The 19,593-nt window shown below is 64.2% G+C and carries 17 protein-coding genes; 4 read left to right on the top strand and 13 right to left on the bottom strand.

Features of this window, described 5'->3' with window-relative positions:
- Positions 1-109 precede the first annotated feature (109 nt).
- From ACNFIC_RS14905 to ACNFIC_RS14880, 6 genes are all read right to left on the bottom strand, one after another.
- Positions 110-313: a formate dehydrogenase subunit delta gene (locus tag ACNFIC_RS14905; RefSeq protein WP_138220920.1), complete on the bottom strand. Its 204-nt coding sequence runs from the start codon at positions 311-313 to the stop codon at positions 110-112.
- On the bottom strand, positions 310-3,183 hold the full coding sequence (gene fdhF / locus ACNFIC_RS14900; RefSeq protein WP_138220921.1) for a formate dehydrogenase subunit alpha: 2,874 nt from the start codon (positions 3,181-3,183) through the stop codon (positions 310-312). Before fdhF ends, ACNFIC_RS14905 begins: the two co-directional genes overlap by 4 nt.
- A complete protein-coding gene (locus tag ACNFIC_RS14895) occupies positions 3,180-4,721 on the bottom strand; it encodes a formate dehydrogenase beta subunit (protein ID WP_416781297.1) in 1,542 nt (513 codons plus the stop codon). The genes fdhF and ACNFIC_RS14895 overlap by 4 nt, the downstream gene beginning before the upstream one ends.
- Entirely contained in the window at positions 4,715-5,200 is a 486-nt protein-coding gene (locus ACNFIC_RS14890) for a formate dehydrogenase subunit gamma (protein WP_416781296.1), read from the bottom strand. Before ACNFIC_RS14890 ends, ACNFIC_RS14895 begins: the two co-directional genes overlap by 7 nt.
- Before the next feature lie 281 nt (positions 5,201-5,481).
- On the bottom strand, positions 5,482-6,036 hold the full coding sequence (locus tag ACNFIC_RS14885) for a serine acetyltransferase (protein WP_138220924.1): 555 nt from the start codon (positions 6,034-6,036) through the stop codon (positions 5,482-5,484).
- Positions 6,037-6,221: 185 nt separating this feature from the next.
- Positions 6,222-7,985 (bottom strand): ABC transporter transmembrane domain-containing protein, encoded by a 1,764-nt coding sequence (locus ACNFIC_RS14880; RefSeq protein ID WP_138220925.1) that lies wholly within the window; start codon positions 7,983-7,985, stop codon positions 6,222-6,224.
- Positions 7,986-8,241: 256 nt separating this feature from the next.
- On the opposite strand from ACNFIC_RS14880, the gene ACNFIC_RS14875 reads away from it, so the two are divergent.
- On the top strand, positions 8,242-8,415 hold the full coding sequence (locus tag ACNFIC_RS14875; RefSeq protein ID WP_171030990.1) for a PA1571 family protein: 174 nt from the start codon (positions 8,242-8,244) through the stop codon (positions 8,413-8,415).
- Between the two features lie 86 nt (positions 8,416-8,501).
- Here the strand turns inward: ACNFIC_RS14875 and pdxB are convergent, their stop codons facing one another.
- From pdxB to rlmM, 3 genes are read right to left on the bottom strand one after another with little or no spacing between them, the layout of a single operon-like run.
- The gene (pdxB, locus tag ACNFIC_RS14870; RefSeq protein WP_416781295.1) at positions 8,502-9,644 is read right to left on the bottom strand and encodes a 4-phosphoerythronate dehydrogenase PdxB; all 1,143 of its coding nucleotides are present in this window, start codon (positions 9,642-9,644) and stop codon (positions 8,502-8,504) included.
- 47 nt (positions 9,645-9,691) lie between these two features.
- On the bottom strand, positions 9,692-9,934 hold the full coding sequence (tusA, locus tag ACNFIC_RS14865; protein ID WP_416781294.1) for a sulfurtransferase TusA: 243 nt from the start codon (positions 9,932-9,934) through the stop codon (positions 9,692-9,694).
- A gap of 34 nt (positions 9,935-9,968) precedes the next feature.
- Positions 9,969-11,033 carry a 23S rRNA (cytidine(2498)-2'-O)-methyltransferase RlmM gene (gene rlmM, locus ACNFIC_RS14860; RefSeq protein ID WP_416781293.1) on the bottom strand — a complete coding sequence of 355 codons (1,065 nt, stop codon included), beginning with the start codon at positions 11,031-11,033 and terminating at the stop codon, positions 9,969-9,971.
- A gap of 218 nt (positions 11,034-11,251) precedes the next feature.
- Between rlmM and acnA the strand changes: the two genes are divergently transcribed.
- The 3 genes from acnA (at position 11,252) to ACNFIC_RS14845 (ending at position 16,633) form a co-directional block, all read left to right on the top strand.
- Entirely contained in the window at positions 11,252-13,993 is a 2,742-nt protein-coding gene (acnA, locus tag ACNFIC_RS14855) for an aconitate hydratase AcnA (protein WP_138220929.1), read from the top strand.
- A 96-nt stretch (positions 13,994-14,089) separates the two neighbouring features.
- Positions 14,090-14,866 (top strand): type II CAAX prenyl endopeptidase Rce1 family protein, encoded by a 777-nt coding sequence (locus ACNFIC_RS14850; RefSeq protein WP_138220930.1) that lies wholly within the window; start codon positions 14,090-14,092, stop codon positions 14,864-14,866.
- 201 nt (positions 14,867-15,067) lie between these two features.
- The gene (locus ACNFIC_RS14845; RefSeq protein ID WP_138220931.1) at positions 15,068-16,633 is read left to right on the top strand and encodes a methyl-accepting chemotaxis protein; all 1,566 of its coding nucleotides are present in this window, start codon (positions 15,068-15,070) and stop codon (positions 16,631-16,633) included.
- A 46-nt stretch (positions 16,634-16,679) separates the two neighbouring features.
- Here ACNFIC_RS14845 and ACNFIC_RS14840 read toward each other — a convergent pair whose 3' ends face one another.
- The 4 genes from ACNFIC_RS14840 to ACNFIC_RS14825 form a co-directional block, all read right to left on the bottom strand.
- On the bottom strand, positions 16,680-17,564 hold the full coding sequence (locus ACNFIC_RS14840) for a pseudouridine synthase (RefSeq protein WP_416781292.1): 885 nt from the start codon (positions 17,562-17,564) through the stop codon (positions 16,680-16,682).
- Between the two features lie 41 nt (positions 17,565-17,605).
- Positions 17,606-17,914, bottom strand: coding sequence for a transcriptional regulator (locus tag ACNFIC_RS14835; RefSeq protein WP_138220933.1), 309 nt, complete (start codon positions 17,912-17,914; stop codon positions 17,606-17,608).
- 68 nt (positions 17,915-17,982) lie between these two features.
- The gene (locus tag ACNFIC_RS14830) at positions 17,983-18,219 is read right to left on the bottom strand and encodes a glutaredoxin family protein (RefSeq protein ID WP_138220934.1); all 237 of its coding nucleotides are present in this window, start codon (positions 18,217-18,219) and stop codon (positions 17,983-17,985) included.
- Between the two features lie 72 nt (positions 18,220-18,291).
- Positions 18,292-19,500 carry an ammonium transporter gene (locus ACNFIC_RS14825; RefSeq protein ID WP_138220935.1) on the bottom strand — a complete coding sequence of 403 codons (1,209 nt, stop codon included), beginning with the start codon at positions 19,498-19,500 and terminating at the stop codon, positions 18,292-18,294.
- Positions 19,501-19,593 lie beyond the last annotated feature (93 nt).

Below are 19,593 nucleotides of genomic sequence, written 5' to 3'. Positions count from 1 at the left end.
GGGCAAAACCCGGCGAACATGACGGACATTTCATTTTTCGCCAGGCCAGCCCGCGCCCACGGTTCATGCCGGGCGCGGGCGACCCCGCGAGGGCGGCGCAGCGGGGCGGCTAGCTCAAAGCCTCCTTGACCTTCTCATCCACCCCGTCGCCCGGATGGCGCTCAATCCACTCACCCAACTGCCTGAGCATTGCCGGGGTCCAAAAGCTCTTGAGGTGCTGGCGCACGCCCTGCACCGCCGTGGCGCGGTCCGGTTCGCTGTCGAAGTAATGCGCGATCTGATTGGCCATTTTCACCAGGTTGTCGTCGCTCATCGGTGCACCTGCTCCTTGTCTTCAGCCTGGCGCCGCTGCTCCAGCAAGCGGCGCTGTTCGTCACTGAAGCGCTGGTAACGCTTCTGCCATTGCGAGGGTTGGAACACCTTCGCCACCTCCACAGCGGTGACTTTGTATTCCGGGCAGTTGGTGGCCCAGTCGGAGTTGTCGGTGGTGATCACGTTGGCCCCGGACTCGGGGAAGTGGAACGTGGTGTACACCACCCCCGGCGCCACCCGGCTGCTGACCTTGGCGCGCAACACGCTCTGCCCTGCGCGACTGGACACCCCGACCCAGTCGCCCTCCTGGATACCACGGCTTTCGGCGTCGCTGGGGTGGATTTCCAGGCGGTCTTCAGCGTGCCAGGCGACGTTGTCGGTGCGCCGGGTCTGGGCGCCGACGTTGTACTGGCTGAGAATGCGCCCGGTGGTCAGCAGCAGCGGGTAGCGGCCATTGACCTTCTCGTCGGTGGGCACGTACCCGGTCAGCATGAAACGCCCCTTACCCCGCACGAACTGCTCGATGTGCATGGTCGGCGTGCCATCGGGCGCGGTGTCGTTGCACGGCCATTGCAGGCTGCCGTGCCGATCCAGCTCGGCGTAGCTGACCCGCTGGAAGCTCGGCGTCAGGCGCGCGATCTCGTCCATGATCTCAGACGGGTGGCGGTAGTGCATCGGGTAACCCAGGGCATTGGCCAAGGCCATGGTGGCCTCCCAGTCAGCCTTGCCGGCCAACGGCTCCATCACCTTGCGCACCCGCGAAATACGCCGCTCGGCGTTGGTGAACGTGCCGTCTTTTTCAAGGAACGAACTGCCCGGCAGGAACACATGGGCAAACTTGGCGGTTTCGTTGAGGAAGATGTCCTGCACCACCACGCATTCCATGGCCAGCAGCGCTGCGGTGACGTGCTGGGTGTTGGGGTCGCTCTGGGCGATGTCTTCGCCCTGGCAGTAAAGGGCCTTGAAGCTGCCGTCGAGCGCAGCCTCGAACATGTTGGGAATGCGCAGCCCAGGATCAGGCTGCAACGTCACGCCCCAGGCCTGTTCGAACGTGCTGCGGACGCTGTCGCCAGAAATATGCCGGTAGCCGGGCAACTCATGGGGGAACGACCCCATGTCGCACGAGCCCTGCACGTTGTTCTGCCCGCGCAAAGGGTTCACCCCGACCCCTTCGCGGCCGATGTTGCCCGTGGCCATGGCCAGGTTGGCGATGGCCATCACCGCGGTACTGCCCTGGCTGTGCTCGGTCACCCCCAGGCCATAGTAGATGGCCGCATTGCCGCCCGTGGCGTACAGCCGGGCGGCAGCGCGAATCTGCTCGGCCGGTACACCGCACACGGGCCCCAACTGTTCGGGCGCATTATCGGGCTGGGCGACGAAATCGCGCCAGCGCTTGAAGTCTTCGGTTTCGCAGCGCGCATCGATAAAGCCCTGATCCAGCAGCCCTTCGTTGACGATCACATGGGCCAACGCATTGAGCATGGCCACGTTGGTCCCTGGGCGCAGTTGCAGGTGCAGCTCGGCACGGGCATGCGGCGAGTCGACCAGGTCGATACGCCGCGGGTCGATGACGATCAGCCGCGCGCCCTGGCGCAGGCGGCGCTTGAGCTGAGAGCCGAATACCGGGTGCGCATCAGTGGGGTTGGCACCGATCACCAGCACCACGTCGGCGTGCATCACCGAATCGAAGCTCTGGGTCCCGGCAGACTCGCCCAAAGTCTGCTTGAGGCCGTAGCCGGTCGGCGAATGGCAGACCCGCGCGCAGGTATCGACGTTGTTGTTGCCGAATGCGGTGCGCACCAGCTTCTGAACCAGGTAGGCCTCTTCGTTGGTGCAGCGGCTGGAGGTGATGCCGCCAATCGAGTCGCGCCCGTACTTGAGCTGAATGCGACGCAGCTCACCGGCGGCATAGTTCACCGCCTCGTCCCAGCTGACCTCTTGCCACGGGTCTTCCAGGCGCTTACGGATCATCGGCTTGGTGATGCGCTCGGGATGGGTCGCGTAGCCCCAGGCGAAACGCCCTTTCACGCAGGCATGGCCGTGGTTGGCGCCGCCTTGCTTGTCCGGGACCATGCGCACCAGTTGGTCGCCCTTCATTTCGGCACGCAGCGAGCAGCCCACACCGCAATACGCGCAGGTGGTGACCACAGCGCGCTCGGGCTGGCCGAGGGCGATCAGACTCTTCTCGCTCAAGGTGGCCGTCGGACAAGCTTGCACACAGGCGCCGCAGGAGACGCATTCGGAGGCTAGGAAATCCTCGCCCCCGGCCGCCGCCACGCGCGACTCGAAGCCGCGACCGGTGATGGTCAGGGCGAAGGTGCCCTGGATGTCTTCACAGGCGCGCACACAGCGGCTACAGACAATGCACTTGCTGGGTTCGTAGTCGAAGTACGGATTGGAGACGTCCTTGGCCTCGGCCAGGTGGTTGGCGCCATCGTAGCCGTAGCGCACCTCGCGCAATCCGACTTGCCCGGCGACGGTCTGTAGCTCGCAGTTGCCGTTGGCCGAGCAGGTCAGGCAATCGAGCGGGTGGTCAGAAATGTACAGTTCCATCACGTTGCGCCGCAGATCAGCCAGGCGCGGGGTCTGCGTGTTCACCACCATGCCCTCGGCCACCGGCGTGGTGCAGGAGGCCGGGTAGCCGCGCATGCCCTGGATTTCGACCATGCACATGCGGCACGAGCCAAAGGCTTCGAGGCTGTCGGTGGCACACAGTTTGGGGATGGCGGTGCCGAGCAAGGCGGCCGCGCGCATCACCGACGTGCCCGCCGGTACGCTGATGACGCGCCCATCGATGGTCAGGCTGACCTGCACCGCGTTGCTGCGTGCGGGAGTGCCCAGGTCGGTACCAGGGTCGAAGTACTGGATCATGGTGCGGCCTCCAGGCCGAAATCGGCTGGGAAGTGCTTGAGGGCGCTGGTCACCGGGTACGGGGTCATCCCGCCCATGGCGCACAGCGAGCCGTATTGAAGGGTGTCGCACAAATCGCGCAGCAGGCTGGCTTGGCTGTCGCGATAGGCCGGGTCGGTGCTGGCGATCAGCCGGTCGATCACCTCCACCCCTCGGGTGGAGCCAATGCGACATGGCGTGCACTTGCCACAGGACTCTTCCGCGCAGAACTGCAGGGCGAAGCGGGCCATGCTAGCCAGGTTCAAGGTGTCGTCAGCCAGCACCACACCACCGTGGCCAAGCATCGCGCCCAGCGCTGCGAACGCTTCGTAGTCCAAGGGCGTGTCGAACTGCGAGGGCGGCACCCAGGCGCCCAACGGGCCACCGACCTGCGCCGCCTTGATTGGCCGACCGCTGGCAGTGCCGCCACCGTAGTCCTCGACCAGCTCGCGCAAGGTCAAGCCAAAGGCACGCTCCACCAGCCCGCCGTAGCGCACGTTACCCGCCAGTTGGAACGGCAAGGTGCCCAGCGAGCGGCCCATGCCGAAATCGCGATAGAAGCTCGCGCCACGGGCCAGGATGATCGGCACCGAGGCCAGGGTCAGTACGTTGTGCACCAGCGTCGGCTGGCCGAACAACCCCTCCAGGGCCGGCAGCGGCGGCTTGGCACGCACCTGTCCGCGCTTGCCCTCGATGGACTCCAGCAACGCGGTTTCTTCACCACAGATATAGGCACCGGCGCCTACCCGCACTTGCAGGTCGAAGGCCAGCCCCTTGCCCGCGACATCCAGGTAACCCGCCTCGCGCGCCAGCACGATGGCCTCATTGAGCACACGAATGGCGTCGGGGTACTCCGAGCGCACATAGATGTAGCCCTGACTCGCCCCGACGGCCAGCCCGGCGATGAGCATGCCCTCGATCAGCAGGAACGGATCGCCTTCCATGAGCATCCGATCGGCGAAAGTACCCGAATCCCCCTCGTCGGCGTTGCACACCACGTACTTCTGCACGGCCGAGGCCTGGCGCACGGTACGCCACTTGATACCCGCCGGAAACGCCGCGCCGCCGCGGCCACGCAGCCCTGAATCGAGTACGCTGGCGACCACCTCCTCGGCATCAAGCAACGACGCCTTGCGCAGCCCCTCGAAGCCGCCGGTGGCATGGTAATCGTCCAGTGACAATGGCCGGGTGATGCCGGCACGGGCGAACAGCAGGCGCTGTTGGCTTTTCAGGTAAGGCATCTGCTCGACCGGCCCCAGCGCCAGCGCATGGGGCGTACCCTCGACCAGCGCATCGAGCAGGGCTGGCACATCCTCGACGGTCACTGGGCCGAATCCGAGCCGGCCTGCGTCCGTGTCCAACTCCACCAGCGGTTCGAGCCAGTACAGGCCACGCGAACTGGTGCGTTGGATACGCAGCGGCAAGTGCCGATGCTGCGCTTCGCGGACCAAGGCCTCGGCCACCTGATCGGCACCCACCGCACGGGCGAGCGAATCGCAGGGAATGCAAAGGTTCAGCATGCCTTGGCCTCCTCGCGGCAGCCTTCGACCAGCGCCCGCAGACGCTCGGGGGTGACCCGCGCGTACAACTGGCCGTCCAGCTCAAGGGCTGGCGAGCAGGCGCAAGCCCCCAGGCAGTAAACCGGGCGCAGGCTGAGGGCACCATCGTCAGTGGTGCCATGGTCGTCCAGGCCCAGTTGCTCGCGCAGCTGCGCAGCCAGGGCCTCGGCGCCACGGCTCTGGCACGATTCGGCTCGGCACAGGCGCAGCGTGTGGCGGGCTGGTGGTGTGGTACGGAAATCGTGGTAGAAGCTGATCACCCCACGCACTTCGGCGAGGCTCAGGTTCAGGGCATGGGCGATCTCGCCGACGGCCACGTCGGGGATGTACCCGACACCGGCCTGAATGGCGTGCAGAATCGGCAACAACGCGCCGGGAGTGGATCGTTCATGATCCAGCACACGCTGGATCAAGGGCAGGTGGTTCAAGTCATCAGGCATACAGCAGACCTCGGCAGCCCGGGCCGGCCCGTCTGGCGGGCAGGTGTCCGGCGGGTTTCAGCTGCGGTGCATCGCCGTCTCACGGTGAGCGATAGCGAGCACCCTCGTACGCCGCCGGCCATGCGTCTGGATGCGCGCGGTCCGATGGCATCCTCAAAGCATGGCAGGTCTTTGCCGGGTTGGTAGTGCGGTGGCGACCCGGTACGTTCTGAAACCGACGACAGGGCCAGCCTGTCGCTGCGAACAGCCAGCCGCAAGCGGCTGGCTGATGGCCGGTCAACTCAGCCTTGGACAGCCGAGTGGCGCGGTTTGACGAAGGACTTCTTTTCGGTGATGTAGGTATGGTCGGCCGGGATGCTCTTGTTGACGAAGCTCATGGCCCCGATCACCACGTTGTCACCGATTTCGATGCCGGTACCGATGATGCAGCTGTTGGCACCGATGTCGACGTTGTCACCAATGATGATCGGCGCATCGCCCTTGCCATCAATGCCGATGGTGGTGTTCTGACGGATCTGGAAATGTTTGCCGATACGCACGTTGCGGGTGATCACGATACCCATGCCATGGCCCACCGCCAGCCCTTCGTCGATCTGCGCACCGAGCATGATCTCGGTGCCGTGACGGCTGATCAGACCATTGTTGATGCCTTTGGCAAACGACATCAGTGTGCGGCTGCCGGTACGCGACAGGTGATCGGCCAGGCGAAACCAGAACAGAAAGTGCGACTCGCGGCTACGCCGCACCCGGCGCCACAGGCGCAGCCAGGAGAACGGTTTGTCCAGTCCGCCCAGGACTTCGACGTGCCAGTAGTGTTTGAGGGGCTTGCGCTGCATGGGGTGTCCGGGGCGAATAAGGGCTGATAGGGAACCAGGTAAGGCGGCCTATAGCCGCGTTAAACCCGGTAATGGCGCGGCTGCATGGTAGCGGCGGTGCCGCAGCATGGCAAACGGCTGGTACCGCGACGCCCCCGGCGCCAGCGGCCTGCCGGGTGATGAAGCAGCGATTGAGGTCCAATCGGTCAATCGGTATTGAACTGCAACGCCGCCAGCCGCGCATACAACGGGCTCTGCTCGATCAACTGACGGTGCGTGCCCATGGCAACCAACTGCCCATGCTCGATCACCGCAATGCAGTCGGCATGCTGCACGGTCGCCAGGCGATGAGCGATGACCAGTGTGGTTCGCCCGGCCATCAGTTGCGGCAAAGCCTGCTGGATCAGGTGCTCGCTTTGCGCATCCAGGGCGCTGGTCGCCTCGTCCAACAGCAGGATCGGCGCGTCCACCAGCAACGCCCGGGCAATCGCCAGGCGCTGGCGTTGGCCGCCTGACAAGCCGACCCCACCCTCCCCCAGCGGCGTCTGGTAGCCTTGGGGCAACTGGGTGATGAACGCATGCGCATGGGCACTGCGCGCCGCCGCTTCGACCTCGGCCAGGCTCGCCTCGGGCCTGCCATAGCGAATGTTGGCCTCCACCGTGCCGCGAAACAGCGCCGGCTGCTGGGCTACCAGGGCGAACTGGGCACGCAGTTCGGCCAGCGTGAGGTCGGTGATCGCCTGACCGTCGAGCAGGATGCTGCCGGCCTGAGGGTCGTAGAAGCGCAGCAGCAGGTCGAACAAGGTCGACTTGCCGGCTCCCGACGGCCCCACCAACGCCACCGTCTGGCCCGCGTGCACGTGCAAGCTCAGACCATCGATGGCCGCCACCCCAGGCCGCGACGGATACGCAAAGCGCACTTCGCGCAGCTCGATCTCGCCCCGTGCGCGTGCGCCATTGAGTGAGAGCGCTGTTGCTGGCGCAACAATCGCGCTGCGCGCCGCCAGCAGCTCGGCGATACGCTCGGCGGCGCCCGCCGCGCGTTGCAACTCGCCGATCACCTCGCTCAGGGTGCCGAAGGCGCTGCCGACGATCAGGCTGTAGAACACGAACGCCGCCAGTTCCCCGCCACTGATACGCCCGGCGATCACATCCATGCCGCCGACCCACAGCATGACCGCCACAGCGCCCAACACCAGCACGATCACCAAGGTGATCAGCCAGGCACGCTGGGCGATGCGCCGCCGCGCCACGCTGAACGCTGCCTCCACGGCAGTGGCGAACGACAGTCGGTCGCGTGTCTCGTGATTGTAGGCCTGCACCGTCTTGATCTGGCCCAGGGTCTCGGCCACATAGCTGCCGACATCGGCCACGCGGTCCTGGCTCTGGCGCGACAGGCTGCGCACGCGCCGGCCGAACAGCAGGATCGGCGCCAGCACCAGGGGCAAAGCCAGGACCACGATGCTGGTCAGCTTGGGGTTGGTGATGAACAACAGGATCACCCCGCCAATCACCATCAACGCGTTGCGCAGGAACATCGACAGCGACGAGCCGATCACCGATTGCAGCAGCGTGGTGTCGGCGGTCAGTCGCGACTGGATTTCGGAGCTGCGATTGTCCTCGAAGAACCCAGGATGCAGGGTGAGCAGGTGATCGAACACCGCACGGCGAATATCGGCCACGCAACGCTCGCCAATCCACGACACCAGGTAAAAGCGCGCGAACGTCCCCATCGCCAGCGCCACCACCAGCAACATGAACAGGCCAATGGTCTGGTTGAGCTGGTGCGCCGAACCGGTCATGAAGCCCTGATCGACCAGCAGCTTGATGCCTTGGCCCATGGACAGGGTGATGCCCGCGGTAACCACCAGCGCCAGCAAGGCCAGCAGCGCCTGGCGCCGATAGGGACGGATGAACTGCCAGCCCAGGCGCAGGGCGCGGCGTTGGCGGGGAGAAACCGGATCGGGCATGGCGCTGAACACCTGACGCTGGAAAACGCCAAGACTACCACTGGTCCAGGTCCGCGGAACCCGCGCAGCGGCTACGGCGTCGCAGCACAGGCCAGTCGGCGTGCGCGGTCGCTATGCACATTCGATCTAATGGCTCACTGGAGCTTTGCCGCGCTTTCTGGTGCACTGTCCTGGCCGTGGTGTGCACAAGGACCTGTCACAGGCCAGTCACGGCGCAGGGTTATCCTGAAGCTTGAACCTGAAGAGGAGACCGTCCATGAGCTTGCAGCAAGGTAACGACAGCAACACCGCCGCTAAACGTGCGCCATCGCAGGTCTGCGGTTCGATCATCGACGCCCAGGGGCGCGAGATTCCAATCACCGAGCAGATGATCCAGAAGGCCTGCAAAGAGCTCGAAGCGAGCCGGGTGAAGAAAGTCCAGAAGGGCTGAGGCCAGAATTGATTGCAACCCGGCGCTTGCGCCGGGTTTTTATTGCCTGGTGCAAAGCCTGCGGCCCAAGCGCAGCGGCTCGGCGCTCAGGCCTGCACGGCGCCCAACGCACTCAGCACCTGCGCCAGTTGCGCCGATTCGCCACGCAGGCGCACAGCCAGCCCTTCGATTTCCCGCCGCACCGGGTAGTGCTTGCGCAGCAGGTCGAATGCCGCTTTTTGCTCGGCCGGGTTCTCGCTCAAACTGCGCCGAAAATCCGCATCATCCCGGCGCGGGTCGTACACCGCGCGGCATACAGTCGCCAAGGCCCATGCTGGATCCGCGTCAGCGTGCAACTCGATCTGCGCCAACGCCTGTGCAGGTAGCAGATCAGCCAGTTGCACCTGTTCCGGCCGCCCCAGCACGCGGCACAGCGCCTGGTAGATCTGCGCGGTGCCGCGCTGCTTGCCATCGAGGCTGTAGCCGGCGATGTGCGGGGTGGCCAGTGTGCACAGATCGGCCAGTTGCAAGTCGACCTGCGGCTCGTGTTCCCACACATCCAGAACTGCGTGCACATCTTCCCGAGCGAGCAACAGCGTGCGCAAGGCAAGGTTGTCCACCACCGGACCACGGCTGGCGTTGATCAGCCAGGCACCCGGGCGCAGACGCGCCAGGCGCGGTGCATCGAGCAAGTGCCAGGTGGGGTGTTCGCCACCGCGCTGCAACGGCGTGTGCAGGCTGATCACATCGCACTGCGCCAGAATCGTCTCAAGACTGACGAAATCGCCGCCCTCTTGCGCCTGGCGCACCGGGTCGCACACCAGCACCTTCCAGCCCAGACCGTGCAGCACCCGCACCAGGCGCCCACCGACCTCGCCGGCCCCCACCACGCCGTAGGTTTTGCGGCCCAGGTCGGCGCCTTCAAGTTCGGCCAGGGTCAGCAGGCTGCCAAGCACGTAATCGACCACGCCACGGGCATTGCACCCCGGTGCACTGCTCCACTGGATACGGGCCTGGGCAAAATAGTCCAAATCCAGGTGGTCGGTACCGATGGTGCAGGTGCCCACGAAACGCACCCGGCTGCCTTGCAGCAGTTGCCGATCGACGCGGGTCACCGAGCGCACCAGCAGCACGTCGGCGTCCTTCACGCAGGCGGCGTCGATGGCCCGGCCAGGGTAACGGCGAACCTCACCGAACCCGGCGAAGAAGGCATCGAGCAGGGGGATGTTCTCGTCGGCAACTATCAGCATGGCGCTCTCCTGTCAGGGGGAGCGCAGTGTAGCGCGATCGGTGCGGCTCAGTCGGCCTTCTTGCGGATCCAGTACAGGTAGGTGCCAGCCTCTTCCTGCTGCCCGACCAGCTCATGGCCAAGGAAAGTACAAAACTTGGGAATGTCGCGGCGGGTCGAGGGATCGGTGGCGATCACCTTGAGCAGGCCACCGGCGACCAGGTCGCGCACGTGCTGATGCAGCATCATCACCGGCTCCGGGCAGTTCAGGCCAGTGGCGTCAAGAATGGCGTCAGGGGTCAGTTCGGTCATGCAGCGCTCCGCAAAATTCGGGTCATTGGGGATCTCAACGCGGTTTGAGGTCGAGCCGGCGCAAGTGGCAGGTCACCTCCTCGCGATCGTGGTACAGCTGCTTGCAGGCGATCGACACCTTCACCTTGCGCGCTTTGAAGCCTTCCTCGATACGCTCGAGCAGCTTGCGCACCTCGGCATGGCGCTGCTTCATCGGCAGCTTGAGGTTGACCACCGCCTCGCGGCACAGCCCCTCGCCCAGCCAGGTCTCGATCAACGAGGCGGTGCGCGCGGGTTTCTCGACGATGTCGCAGACCATCCAGTCCACGGTCTGCTTGGGCTTCCAGGTGAAGCCATCGGCCATCAGGTGGGTCACCAGGCCTGTGTCCATCAGGCTCTCAGCCATCGGTCCGTTGTCGATGGCGGTCACCAGCATGCCGCGCTTGACCAACTGATAGGTCCAGCCACCTGGCGATGCGCCCAGGTCAACGCCGGTCATGTCGTCATTCAGGCGTTGATCCCACTGATCGCGGGGGATGAACTGGTGCCAGGCTTCTTCGAGCTTGAGGGTTGAGCGGCTGGGCGCCTCGCGGGGGAACTTCAGGCGTGGGATGCCCATCGGCCACAGCGCCGAATTGTCTGACTCGGCCAGGCCCACGAACACCCGGCGCCCGCTGATGAAGGTCAGCAGCAGGCGTGGCTGACGTGCGTCGTTGACCAACCGGCCGGCTTTCTCCAGCGCCTTGCGCAGGGGCACCTCGAACTTGCGACAGAACGTCGACAGTTCCTTGCCCTCGTTGCTGTCGAGCACCTCAAGCCACAGGCTGCCGCACACCGGCAGCTCAGCCAGGTGCTCCAGCAGCACGCTGATGCGGTCGCTCTCCGGCAGCTCCAGGTAGGTGCCACGGGCCCACTGGCGAGGAAAGATCAGCTGGGCGAAACGCCGCTCACGCATCAGCCGCTCGGCAGCGTCCGGCTCCAGGCCAACGAACTCGGCGCAGGCACTCTGCGGCTTGCTCCGGGCGTAACCGGGCACGCCCAATTGGGCGGCGTGTTCGCTGATTTCGGCGCAGACCTCGCCTTCGAAGCCGGGTCGGCAATGCATGAACAGGGTATTCATTTCTCACTCCACATCACTGGCGCAGAGCGCGCCAGGGCGGCGAATGATAAAGGAAGATCGGAACCTGCGACACGTCCCGCCGGTCCAGAACAGGGGCGGCCCCGGTAAATGGGGCTACCCTGACTGTTCAGCCAGGTCCGTGCCGTGCGGACCGATCCAGAGCGGTGGCACCGGAACACCGAAGCATTGCCGGGCCACCGGAGCACAAGGAGTTGTAAATGCCCTCGCTCGATAGCCTGAAAACCCTCAAGACCCTCCAGGTGGCAGGCCACACCTACCACTACTTCAGTCTCACCGCTGCCGCCGATGCGCTTGGCGACCTGCAACGCCTGCCCATGTCGCTGAAGGTGCTGCTGGAAAACCTGCTGCGCTGGGAAGATGGTCGCAGCGTCACCGGCGACGACCTGAAAGCCCTGGCCAGTTGGCTCAAGGACCGGCGCTCCGAGCGCGAAATCCAGTACCGCCCGGCGCGGGTGCTGATGCAGGACTTTACCGGTGTACCTGCGGTGGTCGACCTGGCGGCGATGCGCGCGGCCATGGCCAAGGCCGGCGGCGACCCACAGCGGATCAACCCGCTGTCGCCGGTGGACCTGGTGATCGACCACTCCGTGATGGTCGATCACTACGCAAGCCACGCGGCCTTCGCCGAGAACGTCGACCTCGAGATGCAGCGTAACGGCGAGCGCTATGCCTTCCTGCGCTGGGGCCAGAGCGCGTTCGACAATTTTCGCGTGGTGCCACCAGGTACCGGCATCTGCCATCAGGTCAACCTTGAATACCTTGGCCGCACGGTCTGGACCCGCGAGGAAGACGGGCGTACCTACGCCTTCCCCGACACCTTGGTCGGCACCGACTCACACACCACCATGATCAACGGCCTGGGCGTATTGGGCTGGGGCGTGGGCGGCATCGAGGCGGAAGCGGCCATGCTGGGCCAACCGGTGTCGATGCTCATCCCCGAAGTGATCGGTTTCAAGCTGACCGGCAAACTGCGTGAAGGCATCACCGCCACCGACCTGGTGCTGAGCGTGACCCAGATGCTGCGCAACAAAGGCGTGGTGGGCAAGTTCGTCGAATTCTATGGTGACGGGCTGGCCGACCTGCCCTTGGCCGATCGCGCCACCCTCGCCAACATGGCCCCCGAATACGGTGCCACCTGCGGCTTCTTCCCGGTCGACGAGATCACCCTGGACTACCTGCGCCTGTCCGGGCGGCCTACCGAGACCGTGGAACTGGTCGAAGCCTATTGCAAGGCGCAAGGCTTGTGGCGCCTGCCGGGCCAGGAGCCGCTGTTCAGCGACAGCCTGGCGCTGGATATGGGCGAGGTCCAAGCCAGCTTGGCCGGCCCCAAACGTCCTCAGGACCGCGTGGCGCTAAACCAAGTCAGCCAAGCCTTCGAACAGTTCATCGCACTACAGCCCAAGCCACTGGCCAAGGAGGTCGGCCGCCTGGAAAGCGAAGGCGGCGGCGGTGTAGCCGTGGGCAACGCCAACCAAACCGGTGCAATCGACTACACACACGCAGGGCAAACCCATACCCTGCACGACGGCGCCGTGGTGATCGCTGCCATCACCTCATGCACCAATACCTCCAACCCGAGCGTGATGATGGCCGCCGGGCTGCTGGCGAAGAAAGCCGTGGAGCTTGGCCTGCAACGCAAACCGTGGGTCAAGAGTTCCCTGGCTCCTGGCTCGAAGGTGGTGACTGAATACTTCCAGGCCGCCGGCCTCACGCCCTACCTCGACCAACTGGGCTTCGACCTGGTCGGCTATGGCTGTACCACGTGCATCGGTAACTCCGGGCCACTGGACGCGGCCATCGAAACCGCCATTGCCAGCGCTGACTTGAGCGTCGCCTCGGTGCTCTCAGGCAACCGCAACTTCGAAGGTCGAGTGCACCCGCTGGTGAAAACCAACTGGTTGGCCTCGCCGCCCCTGGTGGTGGCCTACGCCTTGGCCGGCACCGTGCGCACGGACCTGAGCCAGGACCCCTTGGGCGTCGGCAAGGATGGCCAGCCGGTGTACCTGCGCGACATCTGGCCCAGCCAACACGAGGTCGCCGAAGCGGTGGCCAAGGTCGATACCGCGATGTTCCACACGCAATACGCCGACGTGTTCGCAGGTGATGCGCAGTGGCAAGCAATCGAAGTGCCACAAGCGGCGACCTATGTGTGGCAGGACGATTCCACCTACATCCAGCATCCACCGTTCTTCGAACACATCGACGGCCCACCACCGGCAATCGGCGATATCCAGGGCGCTCGCATCCTCGCCCTGCTGGGGGACTCGGTGACCACCGACCATATTTCCCCAGCGGGCAATATCAAGGCCGACAGCCCTGCCGGACGTTACCTTCGCGACAAGGGCGTGGCACCGCACGACTTCAACTCCTACGGCTCGCGGCGCGGCAACCATGAAGTGATGATGCGCGGCACCTTCGCCAACATTCGTATCCGCAACGAAATGCTCGGTGGTGAAGAAGGCGGGAACACCTTGCACATCCCCAGCGGCGAGAAGCTGTCTATCTATGACGCGGCCATGCGCTATCAGCAGGAGGGCACGCCACTGGTGGTGATCGCAGGCCAGGAGTACGGCACCGGCTCCAGCCGCGACTGGGCAGCCAAGGGCACCAACCTGCTCGGAATCAAGGCCGTGCTGGCGCAAAGCTTCGAACGCATCCACCGTTCCAACCTGGTGGGCATGGGCGTGCTGCCGTTGCAGTTCAAGGCCGGTGACGACCGCAAGCAGTTGGGCCTGAGCGGACGCGAACGCATCGATATACTAGGGCTGTCCGAAGCGACCTTGCGCCCTGGGGCAAGCTTGCAACTGCGCATTACCCGTGACGATGGTCAACAACAGCAGGTCGAGGTACTGTGCCGGATCGACACCCTCAATGAATTGGAATACTTCAAGTCAGGGGGAATTTTGCACTATGTACTGCGGCAACTAATAGCAGCCTAATACAGCTCCTTCGGTTCGCGTCGCGAACCTGCCCGGATGCCTGGAGTGATGGCGAACACGTCGCATCACTCCAGGCCCCTGCATCAAGGAGTTGTCATGTCCGCGCCCTACTGGATAACCCTGTTCCTGCTCACACTCGGTTATGCCCTCGCGCTGACCTACGGCAGTCTGGGGTTGAGCGCAGCACCCTTGTTATTGACCCTGGTCTGCTCAGCGCTGCTGGTCCAACGCCCCGTGCGCTGGCAGCAGGTGCTGGGGCACGGGCTGTTCATCTTCCTCGCCATCGCCTTGGCCCTGCACTGGCTGCCTGGGTTCAACAACGCCAAAGTCATCGACAACATCGTGTTCAGCGAGGGCGCGCTGCCGTTCTCCATGTCGCTGAACCTGGACAAGTCATTGATCGGCCTATGGGTCATGCTGGCCTGCCCGTGGCTACTGCTGCTGCGCGGCAAGGGCGTGGTGGTGAGCCTGGCAGTGATCCGTCCACTGACGCTGCTCGCCTGCCTGGGCAGCGCGTGGATCCTAGGGGTGGTGGCATGGGCACCGAAATGGCCACAAGATGCCTGGCTGTGGCTGGCGAATAACCTGCTGCTAGTCAGCCTGACCGAAGAGCTGCTGTTTCGCGGCTATATCCAGGGCGGGCTTGAGCGCTTGCTGGGCAATCAGAACCTGGCCCTGGGCCTGGCCGCTCTGCTCTTCGGCCTGGCACACCTGGGCAGCGGTTGGCAGTGGTTCTACCTGGCAACCCTCGCCGGCATCGGCTACGGCATGGCCTATCGGTATGGCGGCTTGCTGACAGCGGTGTGGTGCCACGTGTTCGTCAACGTCGTGCACTTCACCGCCTTCAGCTACCCGATGCTGGCCCCGACGTGAACATTCGGTCATGATCAGACCTAGCTGTCATGATTTCTTAATGAAACTGCGACAAAGACCGTCTGTAAGGGAACAGGGGTAGACGCTCTACGTCAACGGTAAGCGCCTTGCGTTGCGCCACATCAACGTTGTTTAAATATTCATTCAATAAAAAAATGGGCGTGCCGATAACCATCGAAAGCCTTGCGGATTGAAAAGCCAATGCGTAACAACCAGCCGATTACCCAGAGAGAACGGACTTTCCCTGCCCAGCAGCGGTTGATTTCCACCACCAACACCAAAGGCGTGATCACGTACTGCAACGATGCCTTCATCGAGATCAGCGGTTTCTCCCGCGAGGATCTGATGGGCGCGCCGCATAACCTGGTGCGTCACCCTGATGTGCCACCGGCCGTGTTCGCCCACATGTGGCAGACCCTCAAGCAAGGCCTACCATGGATGGGCATCGTCAAGAACCGCTGCAAGTCGGGTGATCACTATTGGGTCAACGCCTACGTCACGCCGGTGTTCGAAAACAATCAGGTGATCGGTTACGAGTCGGTACGGGTCAAGCCCACTGCCGAACAGATCCGCCGCGCCGAGGCACTTTACCAACGCATAAACCAGGGCAAATCGGCGGTGCCGCGCCGCGACAAGTGGCTACCGGTGCTGCAGGACTGGCTGCCATTCATCCTGATCAGCCAGATTGGCTTCCTGATCGGCAACTGGCTCGGCCACTCCTGGGGCTTCGCGCTCGCTGCGGGCCTGTCGGTGCCGTTGGGCCTGTTGGGCCTGGGCTGGCAGCAGCGGGGTATCAAGCGCCTGTTGCGCCTGGCCGAACAGACCACCTCCGACCCCCTGATCGCACAGATGTACACCGACAGCCGCGGTGTGCAGGCACGCCTGGAAATGGCCATGCTCAGCCAGGACGCACGCATGAAGACCTGCCTGACCCGGCTGCAAGACAGCGCCGAACACCTGAGCGACCAAGCGCGCCAGTCCGATACCCTGGCCCACCAGAGTTCCTCGGGCCTGGAGCGTCAGCGCGTAGAAACCGAGCAGGTCGCCGCCGCAGTCAACCAGATGGCCGCCACCACCCAGGAAGTGGCCAATCATGTGCAGCGCACCGCCGATGCCACCCAGGAAGCCAACCGCCTGACCAGCCAGGGCCGCAACATCGCTGGGGAGACCCGTGATGCCATCGAGCGGCTGTCGGCCGCCGTGGGCGAGACGGGCCTGACCGTCACCCAGCTGGCCAAGGACAGCGACGAGATCGGCGGTGTAGTGGACGTGATCAAGGGTATCGCCGACCAGACCAACTTGCTGGCACTCAACGCCGCCATCGAAGCCGCGCGCGCTGGCGAGATGGGCCGAGGCTTCGCCGTGGTTGCCGATGAAGTGCGCCAGCTGGCCCAGCGTACCGCCGAGTCCACCGGGCAGATCCACAACCTGATCGCCAAACTGCAGCAAACCGCCAACAATGCGGTGCAGACCATGGAAACCGGTCATCGCCAAGCCCAGGAGGGCGTAGAACGGGTGATGCAGGCCGATCAGGCGCTGGTAGGCATCAGCGAAGCGGTGGCCAATATCACCGACATGGCCACCCAGATTGCCGCTGCCACCGAAGAGCAGACCGCCGTGGCCGACGAGATCAGCCGCAATATCGCCACCATCGCCGACCTGGCTGACCAAACCGCCGGCCAGGCCCAGCGTTCGGCCTTGCTCAGCGAAGAGCTGACCAGCACTGCCAGCACCCAGTACTCGCTGGTGGAGCGCTTCAACCGCTGAATCTGCCGCGGGGCACGTCAGCGAACCGACGTGCCCCGCAATGGGTTTACCACTCCAGCTTCAGCCGGCTCTCGAAGTCGCGCTGCTGACCCGTTAACGGATCACTGAAACGCAGGCCCTGGGCCAGCAGCTTCAGTGGCCGCGCATAATCGTCCTGAGTGTCGAGCAACTGCGGATAGAACGGATCGTTACAGATTCCCGCCCCCAATGCTGCCATGTGCACCCGCAACTGATGGGTCTTGCCCGTGACCGGCGACAGGCCATAGCGCCACAGATCAGCGTTTTTCTCCAGCACGCAGGCGTGGGTCTCGCTGTTGGCGACCCCCTCGACCTCGTGCATGCGGAAGAACGGTTCGCCGTGTACCAGGCGGCTGCGATGCACCCGTGGAAAGGTGTGCTGCGGTAGCGCAGCGGCAATGGCCTGGTAGTGCTTGTCGATTCGCCGTTCAGGGAACAGGCGTTGGTAAGCGCTACGGGTTTCGGGGTTGGCCGAGAACAGCACCAACCCGGCAGTGTGCCGGTCGATGCGATGCAGAGGCACCAGATGCGGGTTGTCCAAGCGGCGAATCAACCGGCGCAGCAGTGTCTGCTCGACGTACTCGCCGGTGGGCGTGACCGGTAGGAAATGCGGCTTGTCGGCCACCACGAGATGTTCGTCCACGTACAGGATATCCTCCTGTACCGGGATTGGCTTTTCGTTGAGCACCTCGCGAAAGTAATGCAGGCGCATGCCAGGGCGGTACGCGAGGTCGGCGGCAACCGCCTGCCCTTGGGCGTCGAGCACGCGGCCACGGGCAAATCGGTCAAGCCACTGCTCGCGACCGATCGCCTTGAAGTGATCGCTCAGGCAGTCAAGCACAGTGACCCACTGGCCGGGCGGCAGGCATACGGTGCTGGCTTGCTGGCGGGCGGGGTCGAAAGGCGTGGTCATCGGCAGGCTCGGTTGATCGCAGGGCGGGCATTATCCCCTCCTCAACCGACCTCGCCAACCGGTTCGCAGCGCGCCTTGAGCCAACGCAACACCTGCACCGCCTCCCAGCGAGAAGGGTCGAACAGCGCATAGCTCAAGCCCTGATAGCCGACCACATCCAACGGCCGGTGAAAGCCCGCACGCTGGAACAACGCCTCGATCTCGGCGAAGCAGGTGTTGAAATGCACCTTGCCAAACGGGGTATGCGCGTCGGTGACGATGCCGTCGAGGCGCAGTTCCAGCACGGCGTCGCACACCCGCTCCGGGGCCATGTGATTGATGCTGTACTTGAGTTGCTCGACATTGAGCATGGCTGTCACCTCGATACTGTATTTATATACAGCATACGAAGCGAAGCGGACCTGCGTCAATGCACAGGTCAGCGCAGGAAGGCCACGATCTGTTGCGAATCGAACGGCCAGGCCAGCTCCGCGCCGCTATCGCAGCGGCGCAGCACCGGGATACTGAGAGCATAGCGCTCGTACTGCAGCGGATCGTCGGCAATGTCGACCAGCTCGACCAGCAGGCCATGCTCGACGAACGGCATCAGCACAGCCTCGGCCACTTCGCACAAATGACACCCCAGGGTGCCGAACAACTGGCATTCAGGAAGCATGGGCAAACCCAGAAAGTCGCAAGAACGGAGACTTATTCTAGGTCCACCCTGCTGATCACGCACTGTCGGACATCAATCCTGACTGGTGGCGCCAATGCGATGCAACGACAGGTCGGCGCCTTGGAACTCCTGCTCGTGGCTCAGACGCAGACCGAGCACAGCCCGCACTAGCCCATACACGGCAAAGCCGCCGACCAGCGCCACCGCAACGCCGCCCAGACTGCCAAGCAACTGACTGGCCAGGCTGACACCGCCCAAGCCACCCAAGGCGGCTTGGCCGAACACACCGCATGCGATACCGCCCCATACACCGCACAACCCATGCAGCGGCCACACGCCCAGCACATCATCGATTTTCCAGCGGTTCTGCGAGGCGGTGAAGCACCAGACGAACAGCCCACCGGCAACCAGCCCGGTGACCAGCGCACCAATCGGGTGCATCAGATCCGAGCCTGCGCAGATCGCCACCAACCCAGCCAGCGGGCCGTTGTGCAGGAAGCCTGGGTCGTTGCGCCCAGCCACCAGGGCCGACAAGGTCCCGCCGACCATCGCCATCAGCGAATTGATCGCCACCAGGCCACTCACCCCTTGCAGCGTCTGCGCACTCATGACATTGAAGCCGAACCAGCCGATGATCAGGATCCACGAACCCAACGCCAGGAACGGGATGCTCGAAGGCGCGAAGGCCACTAGCCGGCCATCACGGTAACGACCACGCCGCGCACCGAGCAGCAGCACAGCCGCCAACGCCAACCAGCCGCCCATGGCATGCACCACCACCGACCCTGCGAAGTCGTGGAAAGGGGCACCGAAGCGCGCCGCTAGCCAAGCCTGCACACCAAAGTTGCCGTTCCATACCACGCCTTCGAAAAACGGATAGATGAACGCCACGATCAGGGCAGTGGCGCACAACTGTGGGGCGAAGCGCGCGCGCTCGGCAATCCCGCCGGAAATGATCGCCGGGATCGCAGCGGCGAAGGTCAGCAGGAAGAAGCATTTGACCAACCCGTAGCCGTGGTCGGCGGCCAGTGTCGCCGCTGGCTGCAAGAAGCTCACGCCATACGCAATCCAGTAGCCGATGAAAAAGTACACCAGGGCCGAGATCGCGAAATCGCTCAGAATCTTCGACAAGGCATTGACCTGATTCTTGTGGCGCACGGTGCCCACTTCCAGAAACGCGAAGCCGGCGTGCATGGCCAGGACCAGAATGGCCCCCATGAGAATGAACAGGGTATTAGAGCCGTGGAGCAGAGAGTCCATCGCGCTGTGCATGTTTTCCATGTAGTGGCAGACCTGAAAAAGGCACCATGACAGTTCAAGTACCGGCATCCTTGCACCGAATCGGTGCCAGACCCCTGCCCTCTTTCAGCGAGG

The organism is Pseudomonas sp. NY15463, assembly GCF_048068415.1.
In the GTDB taxonomy this organism is placed as follows: domain Bacteria; phylum Pseudomonadota; class Gammaproteobacteria; order Pseudomonadales; family Pseudomonadaceae; genus Aquipseudomonas; species Aquipseudomonas mosselii_C.
Note: the sequence above shows the minus strand (reverse complement) of the source record. Positions and strands in the feature narration are given on the sequence as shown.

Coding starts and splice junctions, on each gene's coding strand:
- tusA (WP_416781294.1), bottom strand. CDS start 9,934: ATGACCGAACTGACCCCTGACGCCATTCTTGACGCCACTGGCCTGAAC.
- ACNFIC_RS14895 (WP_416781297.1), bottom strand. CDS start 4,721: ATGCTGAACCTTTGCATTCCCTGCGATTCGCTCGCCCGTGCGGTGGGT.
- ACNFIC_RS14880 (WP_138220925.1), bottom strand. CDS start 7,985: ATGCCCGATCCGGTTTCTCCCCGCCAACGCCGCGCCCTGCGCCTGGGC.
- ACNFIC_RS14875 (WP_171030990.1), top strand. CDS start 8,242: ATGAGCTTGCAGCAAGGTAACGACAGCAACACCGCCGCTAAACGTGCG.
- ACNFIC_RS14850 (WP_138220930.1), top strand. CDS start 14,090: ATGTCCGCGCCCTACTGGATAACCCTGTTCCTGCTCACACTCGGTTAT.
- rlmM (WP_416781293.1), bottom strand. CDS start 11,033: ATGAATACCCTGTTCATGCATTGCCGACCCGGCTTCGAAGGCGAGGTC.
- ACNFIC_RS14905 (WP_138220920.1), bottom strand. CDS start 313: ATGAGCGACGACAACCTGGTGAAAATGGCCAATCAGATCGCGCATTAC.
- ACNFIC_RS14835 (WP_138220933.1), bottom strand. CDS start 17,914: ATGCTCAATGTCGAGCAACTCAAGTACAGCATCAATCACATGGCCCCG.
- ACNFIC_RS14890 (WP_416781296.1), bottom strand. CDS start 5,200: ATGCCTGATGACTTGAACCACCTGCCCTTGATCCAGCGTGTGCTGGAT.
- ACNFIC_RS14845 (WP_138220931.1), top strand. CDS start 15,068: ATGCGTAACAACCAGCCGATTACCCAGAGAGAACGGACTTTCCCTGCC.
- ACNFIC_RS14830 (WP_138220934.1), bottom strand. CDS start 18,219: ATGCTTCCTGAATGCCAGTTGTTCGGCACCCTGGGGTGTCATTTGTGC.
- ACNFIC_RS14885 (WP_138220924.1), bottom strand. CDS start 6,036: ATGCAGCGCAAGCCCCTCAAACACTACTGGCACGTCGAAGTCCTGGGC.
- ACNFIC_RS14825 (WP_138220935.1), bottom strand. CDS start 19,500: ATGGAAAACATGCACAGCGCGATGGACTCTCTGCTCCACGGCTCTAAT.
- pdxB (WP_416781295.1), bottom strand. CDS start 9,644: ATGCTGATAGTTGCCGACGAGAACATCCCCCTGCTCGATGCCTTCTTC.
- fdhF (WP_138220921.1), bottom strand. CDS start 3,183: ATGATCCAGTACTTCGACCCTGGTACCGACCTGGGCACTCCCGCACGC.
- ACNFIC_RS14840 (WP_416781292.1), bottom strand. CDS start 17,564: ATGACCACGCCTTTCGACCCCGCCCGCCAGCAAGCCAGCACCGTATGC.
- acnA (WP_138220929.1), top strand. CDS start 11,252: ATGCCCTCGCTCGATAGCCTGAAAACCCTCAAGACCCTCCAGGTGGCA.